Raw genomic sequence first — 12164 nt, 5'->3', positions numbered from 1 at the left:
CCCGGCCTGCGGCGGTGGCACGCTCCTGGTGGCGGCGGCCCGAGCCGGGCGTGGACCGCTGCGAGGTCAGGATCGGGAGGTTTCGAGACTGTGGTTGGCCGCCCTGCGGTTGGCCTTCGAAGGCGCCCTGAGCGACCAGGTCGACCTACGATTGGGCGACGCCCTACGAGAGCCCGCCCTGCTCCCCGGCACGGCCGACGCCGTGGTCACCGCACCGCCCTTCGGTGAACGCAACTGGGGGCTGGAGGAACTGGTCGACGACCCCCGGTGGGTGCACGGGCTGCCCCCTCGATTGGAGTCCGACCTGGCCTGGGTCCAGCACGCCCTGTCCCAGGTACGGCCCGGTGGTCGCGCCGTACTGCTGATGCCCCCGGCCGCGGCGCAAAGGCCCAGCGGTCGACGCATCCGTAGATCGTTGTTGCGATCGGGCGCCTTCCGCGCGGTGATCTCCCTTCCCGCCGGGTTCGCCGCGCACTACGCCGTCCCGCTGCAACTGTGGGTGTTGCGTCGAGCCGACGAATCGTCGGTGCCCGTTCCGTTGTTGATGGTGGACACCGAACCCGCCGACCCCGGCGAGGTGGAACCCGCCGAGGAGGTCATCGCCCGGATCCGACGGGTGTGGGAGGCCTTTCGAAGCGCTCCTGGCGAGTTCGAGGAGATACCGGGGACCGCCCGGGCCGTGGACCCCGGCGACCTGTTGGACGAGGAGGTCGACCTCACGCCTCGCCGCCACCTGCCGCCGCCCCGGTCCGGAGCCCGAGACCTGGACCTGTTCGCGCGGCGCCGAACGGAGGTGGAACGCTCCCTGCGTTCCCTGCGCTCCCTGCTGCCGGAGGTTCCCGAGACCCTGCCCGAGAACCTCCCCACCCCGGTGATCACCCTGGGCGAGTTGGCCAAGGCCGGTTCGGTGACGATCCGCCGTCCCCGCCCACGCCGCTCCGATGAGGAGGACCTCGTCCGGACGCCGGCCCGGGTGCTCACCGCACGGGACGTGGTGCGAGGTGTCCCCGCCTCCCGGACCGAACCGATCGACGCCGATCCGATGCGCAACCCACCACTGCGTGAGGGCGATGTCGTGGTACCCGCCGTCACGGAACGGCCGATGGCCCGCGTGATCACCGCGCGGGACGCGGGTGCCCACCCCGACAACGGTCTTTTCGTGGTGAGCACCAACCCGGCGGCGGTGGACCCCTGGTTCCTGGCGGGTTTCGTCAGCAGTGGAACCGAACGCGGCCACATCGTCCGGGTGAGCAGCAGTCTGCGCGGCTCGCTGCGCCTGGATCCGTCCCGCTTCCGGCTGCCGGTGTTGTCCATTCAGGAGCAGCGCTCCCATGGCGAGCGCTTCCGCCGAGTGGAGCGGTTCCGTGCGGCCCTGCGCGAACTCCAGGAGTTGGGCGAGGAGTTGGCCGATCAGGCCGTGGACCTGGCCGTGGAATTGACCACCGAACCCGATGTGCGGTGATCCCTCCCCCGCCTGAACACGGGCCAGGACCCGATCCCGGAGATCTCCGGGATCGGGTCCTGGTCACGTTCGGCCTCAACCGACGTCGGCGGTGACCGTCACTCCCATGCCGAGGTTCTCCTCGAACTCCACGGAGGCAGGGGTGAAGTCCCCCTCGGCGGTGACCACGCCCTCGGCCCGCTGGCCGGGGTTGAGGGTCACGGTGTCGATCTGGCTTTCGGACATGCCCAGAGAGCCGGTGGTGTCCTTCTTGGTGCCGTCGTCGGCGACGATCGCGAAGTACAGCGGGTTGACCTCGATGGCGTCGTCGCTGTTGTTCTCGATGGTGACGAACACGCTGGTGTGATCACCGCCGTCGTACAGGACGCTGGGCTCGAAGTCGGTGGCCTCGGCGGTCAGCACGACCTCTTCTTCCTCTTCGGCGACCTCTTCGGCCTCGGCCCCCTCCTCGACGCTCTCCGCGGAGTCCTGGGCGCTGCCGTCCCGTGCGGCACCGGTGTCGTCGGAGCCTCCCGAGATCGCGGCCATGCAGCCGCCCATCAGGAGGAACAGCAAGATGATCACTCCGCAGCCGATGCCGAACCTCTTACCCGTGGACATACCGGGCTTGGACGGCGCGGGCTGACCGGAGTACGGCTGCTGGGGCTGCTCGGGCTGCTGGGGGTGGGTCATGGTGTGGCTCCGGTTTGTGCGGGGGCGACGATGCCTTGGGGTGTGGACGCCGAGCGAGGCGGCTCGACATGCCTTGGGAGGTGGGGATTCACTTCCCTGGAACCCTCGGGATCACCCGAAGGTGTCCACACACTACACGAGAGAGTGTGAACAAAGCCAACCATGGGCAATAATTATTTTTCACAAAGCCGCCGCCTTGAAGAACGTGAACATGCCTTGGCGCGTGGCCCTGCCTCGAAAACCTCCCTCCCAGCGAATCCACCCTGTGGACAACCCGATCCAGCGCCTCCCCCGGTACAGACTGAGGAACATGCTCTCCTCAGCCGCGCGCACCCTGCTTCGCCTCCTCTTCCTCGACCTTGCGGGTGAACGACACATCCTCACCCTGCACACCGGATACGCGATGTCCACGGCGATCACCCTTGGTGATGAGACCTTCGACGTCGAACACCCCGTCGTGGTGGAACGTCTGTACGAGGCCGTGGTCTCGGGGGCCCAAGCCGCCCTGATCCTGCGCACCTTCACCACCCACACCTCCCACACCGAGCCCGGCGGACCGAATATCCCTCTCAAACAGGTACGGGGGTGGCGACTGGACCACGGCCTCCTGTATCCCTTGGACGAGGCCCAGATGTTCGACGCCCACTGCACCGACTCCGCCTCCGGTGAACCCATCCCACCCGAACCGGGTGTGGAGTACACCGCTGCTCCAGCGGTCGACCTGTCCGAACTCCGGCGTTGAGCGCTTGCCCGGATAGGGTCCACGACCCAGGGCGCCGTCGTCGATGGCGGCCCGCTCGCTCACCTCACAGGGGGTGGAGACGACCATGGGGCGTCCCCACCCCTGCGCTGAGAAGCAGACCTTGGTCCCGCTTCCGGCCGTGCGGGGTCACAGGTCGCGCTGGTCCACGTCCCACTCGGGGTCGACACACAGACCGCAATCGTCACCGACGAAGTATCCGGCGGCCTCGGCGTCGTCCTTGAGGTGCCACCTCAGCCAAGCGGTCCCCACCCGGCCGTACTCGCCACCGTCGGGCTCGGGGAAGGTCCCATAGTGACCCACGTCCAGATGCCCCATGAAGGCGGGCAACCCCTCGGGCAGATCCCGCCAGTCGTTGAGCGCGTTGCCGTAGGCGATGTCGCTCGGGCCTCCGGTGAAGTAGGCGATCGGCGCGTGCAGGTGGTCGAGCCGTCCCGGGTCTCGGTCACTGAACATGCCGCTGTTCCAGATCACCGTGGTGGTGATCCGGGGGTCGTCGGCGACCTCGTAGGTCTCCAGGCCACCGCAGGACTGGCCCATGACCGCGACCTTGTCGGTGTCGATGTGGCCCCGGTACTCGCTGAACAGACGGGAGTTCTCGGCCATCGCCCAGTCCACGGCCTCGGTGAGCATCTCGGCGTCCGTGCTCCCCGAACCGCCCGGGCGGCCGTTGGCGATGACGAGGAAGCCGTGCGAGGCGAACTCGGTGAGGATGTTCTCGAACCACGTCCCGTCCGCCCTACAGGCACCATTGCCCCAGGCGACGATCGGCAGGGCTTCGTCCTCGGGAAGATCCACCGGACGGTAGACGGTGTGGCCTCCTAGCCTCCACTCGGTGACGTATTCGGCCTCATAGGGGCCGGAGCCACCGGCGATCTCCACATCGTCGGCCGCCGCGCTCCCCAAGGGGAGCGCGATCAGCCCCGCGGCCATGAGCAGGGCCGTCAGGACGGCCGAACGGCTTCGAACGTGCTTGCCTATCGTCATTGCGTTCTCCTGCGGGTGGAGGAACGCACCGGTGATCCCGGTGCGTCAGAACGCGAATATCCGCGTCGCCGGCACGAGCGTCAATGGGGCCTGCCGCAAGACGGGTCACATCACCGATCCCCCGAAAAGCCGGTGGATCGCGGCATCCCACCGATGCGGCCCACCTCCACCGGGGCCGAGGGCAGAAGCCGTCCCGGTGGGACGACGTCCTCGTCCAGCCATACGCGGCCGGCCCGAGACGGGACTCGATCGGTCCTCCGCCAGGGTGGAGGCCGACGCCCGGTAGGCCCACTGCGTCCAGATCACCAAGGCCAACGCGCCGAACCGAACCGACATCCGTGCCTTCCAGCCGCACCGGTACTTCCGGACCCCCGTTACAGGCGGCGACCCTCTCACTCGCCGGCCCGGGACAGGGCGGAGCCCTCGGCGGGAGGGCACGACTCCTTTCCCGCCGAGGGCTCCGGCTTCCTCAACCGCTGACGCTGAGGTTGGAACTACCGCTGCTCTGGTAACCCTCGGTGGCCAGGATCATGTAGTGATCGAAGGAACCCAGCTGCATACCGGCTCCACCCCAGGCGTTGAAGTGGTTGCCGGTGTTGATGGTGCCGCCCGTGCGCTGGGACTGTCGCACGCTCCAGAACTGCGGGAACGTCCTGCTGTCACCCTCCACCGACGGCGCGTTGTAACGCATCGTGTGGTACATGTCGTAGGTTCCACCGTCGCTGTAGACCGTGCCCCGGTAGTCGCCCTCGGGCCGGTAGGTCCCGAAGGCCTCGACGATGTAGTACTCCACGAGCGGGTTCGAGGTCCAGCCGTACAGGCACAGGTAACCGTTGCCCGAGGGGTGGAAGCTACCCGAGTAGTTCACGTTCCGGTAGCCACCGTTGTGCCAGCCCTTGCCGCACACGAAGTTGCCGGTGTCCCTCCACTGGGTGCTGTAGGAGCCACCCGAGCCCAGGGTCATGGAGACCGAGCCGCCACCGTCGGTCCAGAACGAGTAGAAGTACCCGTCGTGGGTGCCGGTCTGGTTCTCCGTGAGGGTCTGGGCGTGTGCGGTTCCGGGCAACAGCAGCGAGGGTGCCGCCACCGCCAAGGCGCCGGCGCCGGTGAGGCCGAAAAAGTTTCTGCGGTTGAACAGGGGGCGGGGGGTTTCGGTCATGGTCGTTTTCCTCCTGGTGAGTCCAGGCGGCGCGGCACAGCGCGAGCACACCACCGGTGAGCAGGCGTTGGTCACCGTGTGTCGGCACCGTGCGGCGCAGCGGGGTCGGCTTTTCGCCGTGTCCCGAAGTATCCGCCGACCGAGAACTCTCGTCAATGATTTCCGGAAAGTTTCGGAAACATCAACGACTGTTGGCTACACATCACCCCAGCTCATCGCGGGTTTACGAGTTCAAAATTCTCCTCTTCTCGTGGTACCGCGTTCCGAAAACCCTCCAAGAGAGCCTGGATTCTCCGAAACTTTCGGGAAATCCAGGCCGACGTGCGAGAAGACCGATTCCAGGAGCCGAGCGGCTTCGCGCACCACCGACACCCCGCGAGAATCGGGAAGCGCGGTCAGACGTCGCGGCGCGAGGCCCAAGGGAGGGTCGGCTGCAACACGGCTTCGCTCAGGGCCTGGGACCGCAGAGGGGTGATCTTCTGATACTCGGGGTCGGTGACCATGCGAGCGAACGTCTTCCCATCGGGATAACGCACGAGCAGTACCGCGTCCCAGTCCTGCCCGTCCTCGGCGACCAAGGGTGCGGCCCCATCACCGGCGTAGAGCAGTTCGACCCCGTATTTCTTCAGCAATGGGGCCGCCCGCCTGGAGTACTCCTCATAGGAGGAACGACCCCCCGGAGCGAACCGCAACAGATTGAGCATGACGATGGGGCCACTCCCTTCCTCCTCCAACAGGTCCGCGAGAGCCGATCTCGAGGGGTCGACGGCCATGGTGACTCCTTGTGCGGTGTTCAGACGCGAGTGTGACCCCCACCATAGCAACCGACTGGTCGGTATGTAACGCTGGCACCCCCTGGAACCCCTCCTCGCACCACCCCGGTGGAGTACGACCCCCTGTCGCGATCCACGCCACCCAGGGCGCGGACAAACCCCACAGAAGCGGCATTCTCGCAGCTCGTAGCGCGCGACAAAGGTCCCAAAAGGCAGCGAATTCTACAGCAGAATGTCACGCCAAAATAACAGAATGGTGTCGCAGAATCTCCCTCCCGTGACCCGGTTCAGGCTTGCGCGACCCCCGAGAAACGGGTCGGTTTGCCCCTTTTGCTATAGTCAATCCGTTGGCCCCACCTGCCCCACGTGTCACATGAGGAACGTGTCGCCTGGGGGTGGCGGACAAACCAAATAATCTCCGCCGACTAAAAATCGGCGGGCGCGCGCATCGGCGAAAGCACGACCGGATGGCCAGCGCACAGGGCTGTGCGCTGAGTCGATATTTTCATTACCACAGCGCGTCACAAAAACCGACGGGCAGTCCGGCGCCCGTCCTAAGAAAGGAATTTAATGAGCTCGGAGGAAATGGCGAGCCAACAACTGAGTGCCCCCGTTACCATTTTTCTCATCGCACTCTTCTTCGGTGGAACCTTGCTGATGTCGATTCTGATCGGCAAGAAGAAGGAGAACGCCGATGGTTACATGAACGCCGGGCACAACATCGGTTTCGGCATCGCGGCCACCTCCATGACCGCGACCTGGATCTGGGCGTCCTCCATGTACGCCTCGGCCACCGCGGGATACACCTACGGCATCTCCGGCCCCATCCATTACGGGCTGTGGGGCGCGTTGATGATCCTGTTCATCTACCCCTTCGGTAAGCGCATCCGTTCGGTCGCACCTCGCGCGCACACCCTCGCCGAGGTCATGTACGCCCGCCACGGACGCTCCAGTCAATTGATGCTCGCCGGTTCCAACGTGCTGGGCAGCGTCATCTCACTGACCTCCAACTTCATCGCTGGCGGCGCCTTGGTGGCGATGCTCTCGCCCTTCGGCTTCTCCCAGGGCATCCTGGTGATGGCGGCCGGCGTGCTCCTCTACACCCTGTGGTCGGGCTTCCGCGCCTCGGTGCTCACCGACTTCACCCAGGCGATGGCGATGCTGGGCGCGGTGGCCGTCATCATCCCCGTCGTCTTCTTCGCCGCCGGTGGACCGGACATGTTCGAGACCGGGGCACAGAACCTGACCCCCCAACAGTCGAACTTCTTCTCCTCCGACGCCTTCCTCAATCAGGGCGCGCCCTACATCGCCGCCGTTCTGGCCTATGCGATCGGCAACCAGACCATCGCCCAGCGCCTCTTCGCGGTCCGACAGGACCTCATCAAGCCCACCTTCATCACCGCCACCATCGGTTATGGTGCCACCGTCATCGGTATCGGTATGCTCGGCGTCTTCGCCCTCTACCTGGGCATGGAGCCGGCCGACGGGGACGTCAACAACCTGATCCCGCAGATGGCCACCACCTACCTGGGCCCGATCCTGCTGTGCGTCTTCTTCATCATGATCATCGGCGCGCTGGCCTCCACTGCCGACTCCGACCTGGCCGCTTTGTCGTCGATCATGATGGCCGACGTCTACGGCCAAAACGTCGCCGGGCGCAAGAAGGCCGACCCCAAGACGATGCTGCTGATCGGCCGCGTCACGATGATCGTCGCCACGGGCGCGGCCCTGTACTTCGCCAGTGGCCGGTTGAACATCCTCGACCTGCTCGTCTTCGTCGGTGCCCTGTGGGGTGCGCTGGTCTTCCCCGTCATCGCCTCCTTCTACTGGGGCAAGGTCACCAACGCCGCCTTCACCATCTCCACCCTGGCGGCCTTGGCCATCTTCATCCCCGTGCGCTTCGAGATGGTGCCGATGGTCACCGCGACGGCCTTCGCCGTCGACGTGCTGGCGGTCATCGGTGTCGGCGTGGTCTTGGGCCTGATGGCCTTCGGCTTCTTCGGTCTCAAGCCCGCCCTGTGGGTCGGGTCGATCGCCGCCATCATCACCGCCCCCTTCGGGATCGGTTTCCTGCACGATTACCACGTGCTCAGCGGATCGCTCGTCGCCTACGCGGTCAGCACCCTCGTCTGCTACCTCATGTGCTTCCGCAACGACAAGTCCTTCGACTTCTCTCTGATCCAAAAGCGCATTGGTTCGTTCGACAGCGAGGACGAGACCGAGCGGCCCGCCGAGGGCGACACCACCCCGGCCCGCTGACCGGGAATCTCGACCAGGAAAGGAAACCATGTCGACTCTGGCGTTGACCGCCTACGTACTCATCTGGCCCATCATCGTGGCCTTCGTGCTCTTCTTCCTCGGGCGCGGTTTCTTCAAGGACTGGCGCCAAGCGCGTAAGGATGGTCGTTCGATCATCTGATCGCTTCCGAGCGGCACAGCCCCCGCTTCGACCGTGGGAGGAAGTAGACCGCACCCTGGCCGGTCGATGAACCGGTCGAACATCGAGCGCTGGGCGCCGGCCCTTCGGGGCCGGCGCCCAGCGCTCGTCTCGTTCCGAACACGAGATCTCGTATATCCGTTCGCCCCTTCCACCCGGCGATGGACACCTCATGATTCGGGTAGGGCAATACGTGTCAGGAGGAGCGCGCGAACGCTCCTCGACCGGCACGGGTGGCGAACGCGTGACGGCAGGAGGTACGGCCGTCCGGTCACCGGGGGGCTCGTCGCATGGAATCGGTACGAATCAGCGCCGTCAACGCGGCCCTACCTCCCGCCGCCTTGGAGCAGAAGGACCTGCCCGACATGTTGCCCGCCGGGCACACCGGAGAGCGGGTCCTGCGCAAGGTCGTGGCCGGTTCCGGGATACGCAAACGTCACATGGCGATCGACCCCCGGACCGAGGACGTGGCGCACTGGTCCACGTCCACCCGGATGAGCCGATTCCAGGACGAGGGCCTGCCCTTGGCGAGGGAGGCCGTCGAGGGGGCCCTCGACCAGATCGGAGCATCCCCTGAAGGAATCGGGCTGCTCTGCCTCGTCTCCTCGACCGGCTACGGGACCCCCGGAATCGACTCCCGGCTGCTCCGGGACTTGGAAATGCGTGCCTGCACACGACGGCTGGTCATCGGTCACATGGGGTGCTTCGCCGCGCTTCCCGGACTGGCCGCCTGTGCCGACTTCGCCCGATGTCACCCTGAGCCCGCGGTACTACTCAACCTCGAACTGTCCTCCCTGCACCTGCAACCCCCACCGTGGGACACCGAACAGTTCGTGATCAACTCCCTGTTCGGCGACGCGGCCGTGGCCATGGTCGTCGAGAGCGCCACGGAACGACCGGTGGCCCCCTGGTCGGCCCCGTGCGTACTGGACCTGGCCTCCCACACCGCCTACGAGCACGAGGGGCACATGGCCTGGGAGGTGGGGGACGCGGGCTTCAAGATGGGTCTGTCCGCGGCTGTCCCGGACCTGATCGCGGCCTGCCTACCCGACCTGATCACCGAACTGCTCTGCCCACACGGCCTGACCCCCGGGTCCATCGACTGGTGGGCGGTCCACCCCGGAGGTCGGCGCGTCATCGACGCCGCCGAGGAAAGCCTCTCCTTGGCCCCCTCGGCGGTCCTCGCCTCCCGCCACGTCCTCCAGGAGTACGGCAACTGCTCCTCGGCGGGGCTCCCCCTCGTCATCGCCGAACTTCAGCGCACCTCTCCCCTGGCCCCCGGAGAACACGGGGTCGCCATGACCTTCGGCCCCGGTCTGACGCTCTACACCGCCCTGTTGCGGGGATAGGCCGACCGCGAACCGACCCCAAGGGGAGACCGTGCACGAGGAAGCAGCACCTTTGCGTTCACTGCTCGACCGCGCCGCCATCGATGACCTGCTGACCGAGTTCGTCCACCGCCTCGACGAGCGGGACTTCACCGGATACGCCGCCCTGTTCACCGAGGACGCCGCCCTGCGGATGCCGGGCGCCGAGCACCACGGCCGCGCCGGTCTGGCCGAATACGTCTCCGCCGACCTGGGGCGTTACCATCGGACCCATCATCTGAGCACCGCCCACCGGATAAGGATCGACGGAGACCACGCCACCTCCCGATCCGTCATGCACGCGGTCCACCTACGCGGAGCGGACGACCCCACGGACTGGTGGGCGGTCGGCGGCTGGTACGACAACACCTATCGGCGGGTGGGATCGGGATGGTTGATCCACACGGTGGACATCACTGCGCTCTGGCTCGGCGAAGGCGCCTGACGCCGCGCCCGCCCTTCAGCGCGGGGACGCCTCCACGACGCTGTGCGGCGAACGAGTGGGCACCACCCGTTCCAGTCGCAGCCCGGCCCCGGCCAACAGTTCGCCGAACTGCTCCTCGGTGCGCTCCCTGCCACCCAGCAGGACCAGCATCGCCAGGTCCATGGCCTTGCCCGGATGGGCGTCATCGCCCGAGGGCAGCACCGATTCGATGATCAAAAGCCTGGAGTCCTCCCTCATGGCCCTGCGGCAGTTGCGCAGAATGTCCGTAACCCGTTCGTCGGACCAGTTGTGCAGGACCCACTTCATCAGGTAGAGGTCACCGCCCGCCGGCACCTCACGAAAGAAATCCCCACCCACCGCCGAACACCGGTCGGCCACCCCTTCCTCCCGGATCTCGTCCAAGGCGGAGTCCACGACCCTGGGGTCCTCCAAGACGACCCCGCTCGCGGCGGGTTCACGACGCAGGATCGCGCTGATCAGCGCCCCAGAGCCACCTCCGACGTCGATGATGTGAGGGGCGCCCGTGAAGTCGTAGGCGTCGAGCACGGCGGGCGCCACGAGGCGGGTCAGGTCCCGCATCGCCTCGTCGAACAAACGCCCCTGCTCGGGGTGTCGCGCCATGTGTGCGTAGATGGGATCGCCCGTGACCTGCGGGAAGGTGGCCTCGCCGGTGCGAAGGCTGTGGTGGGCTCCTCCCAAGACCAGCGGGGCCACCGCTCCCGTCAGAGCCAGCACGGAACGCACCGAGGCCGGGTGGTCGGAGCGGAGCGGGTCGCCCATCGGGGTGAGCTCGAAGACGCCGGTCCCGCTCTCGTGGAAGAGTCCGCGAGAGGCCAGCAATCGCATCATGCGGTAGAGGGCCTCGGGGTCGGTTTCCGTGTGCTCCGCCAGGTCCTGGCACGGGCGGGGCCGCGAAGCGAGCAGGTCTGCGATGCGAAGCTCCGCCGCGATCTGCAACGCCCTGGCGTGAATGAGTTCGTCTCCCAGTGCGAGGAGGGCATAGGCCCGTTCCTGCTCGTTTCGGTCACCGGCCACGGATCTGCCCACCCTTCGGTCCGCCACTGTCCCTGGCCGCGCCCTGCTCCGTCCGGCGTCGACCCGCAGACGATCGGTCGGTGCGCGAGGGCCGGCCGCACATGCGCCCAACGACTGTAGGTTCCCGCAGGCCTGGCCCCGGGCAGAGCTCGTACGCGGCGTGTCGCCCTCCCGGATCCGACCACCCCCGGGAGAGGTTTCGCGCCGGGTCCTCTCCCGGTCAAGGAGGCGGTCTCACCCTGCGAGCTCGCCGTGAGGCGCTGAGACCAACGTGCACGGATATCCAAGTCGCCCCACCGGGCGCTGCCTATCGTGTCGCCATGGACACCACCTCATCGACCATCAAGGTCGCGGCCGTCCACGCAGCCGCACCCTTCCTGGACCTGGCGGCCGGCGTGGAACAGGCCTGCGCGTTCATCCGCGAAGCCGGTCGTAACGGCGCCCGGTTGGTCGCCTTTCCCGAGACCTACCTGCCCGGCTACCCCTACTGGGTCTGGTCCCACACCCCCAAGCACGCCGCGCCGTTGTTCGCCGAGCTCTACGCCAACTCCGTCGAACTCCCCGGGGAGGCCTCTCGGGCGTTGGGCGAGGCCGCCCGCGACGCGGGGATCTGGGTCGTCATGGGACTCGACGAACGCGACGGCGGCACCCTGTACAACACCCAGGCCTACTACTCCCCCACCGGCGAACTCGTCGCCCGCCACCGCAAACTGCACCCCACCAACGCCGAACGCACCGTGTGGGGACGGGGCGACGGCCGCGACATCTTCGTCGTGGACACCGGGTTCGCCAAGGTGGGTGGGCTGATCTGCTTCGAGCACACCATGGATCTGGCCCGTTACTCGCTGGCGACCCTGGGCGAACAGATCCACGTCTCCGCCTGGCCCGCGATCAACGCCACCCACGCCGATCCCAACGCGGGCAAGTTCGACCACTACTCCCGTACCCTGGCCGGCGCGCACGCGATCGCCTCCCAGAGCTACGTCATCTTCGTCCAGGGGCGCATCAGCGAGGAGATCGTCGAACGGTTGGGCATCCCCGATGGCCCCGACGCTCCCACGGTCGGC

At 66.9% G+C, this 12164-nt stretch carries 12 protein-coding genes; 7 read left to right on the top strand and 5 right to left on the bottom strand.

Features of this window, described 5'->3' with window-relative positions:
• On the top strand, window positions 1–1462 hold a 1462-nt coding region (locus D472_RS25755), incomplete at its 5' end, for an HsdM family class I SAM-dependent methyltransferase (protein ID WP_017605571.1).
• A 75-nt stretch (window positions 1463–1537) separates the two neighbouring features.
• Here the strand turns inward: D472_RS25755 and D472_RS0116435 are convergent.
• Window positions 1538–2134, bottom strand: a complete 597-nt coding sequence (locus D472_RS0116435; protein ID WP_026117759.1) for a DUF4352 domain-containing protein — start codon at window positions 2132–2134, stop codon at window positions 1538–1540.
• Window positions 2135–2444: 310 nt separating this feature from the next.
• On the opposite strand from D472_RS0116435, the gene D472_RS0116425 reads away from it, so the two are divergent.
• Window positions 2445–2876 (top strand): hypothetical protein, encoded by a 432-nt coding sequence (locus D472_RS0116425; protein ID WP_017605568.1) that lies wholly within the window; start codon window positions 2445–2447, stop codon window positions 2874–2876.
• A gap of 147 nt (window positions 2877–3023) precedes the next feature.
• On the opposite strand, the gene D472_RS0116420 is transcribed toward D472_RS0116425, so the two are convergent.
• The 3 genes from D472_RS0116420 to D472_RS0116410 all read right to left on the bottom strand — a co-directional run bounded on the left by D472_RS0116420 (window position 3024) and on the right by D472_RS0116410 (window position 5813).
• A complete protein-coding gene (locus tag D472_RS0116420; protein WP_017605567.1) occupies window positions 3024–3881 on the bottom strand; it encodes an alpha/beta hydrolase in 858 nt (285 codons plus the stop codon).
• A gap of 469 nt (window positions 3882–4350) precedes the next feature.
• Window positions 4351–5040 (bottom strand): glycoside hydrolase family 11 protein, encoded by a 690-nt coding sequence (locus D472_RS0116415; RefSeq protein WP_017605566.1) that lies wholly within the window; start codon window positions 5038–5040, stop codon window positions 4351–4353.
• A 395-nt stretch (window positions 5041–5435) separates the two neighbouring features.
• Window positions 5436–5813, bottom strand: coding sequence for a DUF1330 domain-containing protein (locus D472_RS0116410; protein ID WP_017605565.1), 378 nt, complete (start codon window positions 5811–5813; stop codon window positions 5436–5438).
• Window positions 5814–6470: 657 nt separating this feature from the next.
• Here D472_RS0116410 and D472_RS0116405 point away from each other — a divergent pair.
• From D472_RS0116405 to D472_RS0116390, 4 genes are all read left to right on the top strand, one after another.
• Window positions 6471–8072 carry a sodium:solute symporter family protein gene (locus D472_RS0116405; RefSeq protein WP_239642990.1) on the top strand — a complete coding sequence of 534 codons (1602 nt, stop codon included), beginning with the start codon at window positions 6471–6473 and terminating at the stop codon, window positions 8070–8072.
• A gap of 28 nt (window positions 8073–8100) precedes the next feature.
• A complete protein-coding gene (locus D472_RS29140; RefSeq protein ID WP_017605563.1) occupies window positions 8101–8232 on the top strand; it encodes a putative transporter small subunit in 132 nt (43 codons plus the stop codon).
• Between the two features lie 308 nt (window positions 8233–8540).
• A complete protein-coding gene (locus D472_RS0116395) occupies window positions 8541–9599 on the top strand; it encodes a type III polyketide synthase (RefSeq protein ID WP_017605562.1) in 1059 nt (352 codons plus the stop codon).
• Between the two features lie 31 nt (window positions 9600–9630).
• Window positions 9631–10062 carry a nuclear transport factor 2 family protein gene (locus D472_RS0116390; RefSeq protein ID WP_239642989.1) on the top strand — a complete coding sequence of 144 codons (432 nt, stop codon included), beginning with the start codon at window positions 9631–9633 and terminating at the stop codon, window positions 10060–10062.
• A 15-nt stretch (window positions 10063–10077) separates the two neighbouring features.
• Here the strand turns inward: D472_RS0116390 and D472_RS0116385 are convergent, their stop codons facing one another.
• Window positions 10078–11097, bottom strand: a complete 1020-nt coding sequence (locus tag D472_RS0116385; RefSeq protein WP_017605560.1) for a methyltransferase — start codon at window positions 11095–11097, stop codon at window positions 10078–10080.
• Window positions 11098–11417: 320 nt separating this feature from the next.
• Here D472_RS0116385 and D472_RS0116380 point away from each other — a divergent pair.
• Window positions 11418–12164 (top strand): nitrilase-related carbon-nitrogen hydrolase (locus D472_RS0116380; protein ID WP_017605559.1); only part of this gene is annotated, 747 nt, incomplete at its 3' end.

This window comes from Nocardiopsis alkaliphila YIM 80379 (assembly GCF_000341005.1).
GTDB classification, from domain to species: Bacteria; Actinomycetota; Actinomycetes; order Streptosporangiales; family Streptosporangiaceae; genus Nocardiopsis; species Nocardiopsis alkaliphila.
This window is presented reverse-complemented; position numbering and strand designations above follow the sequence as displayed.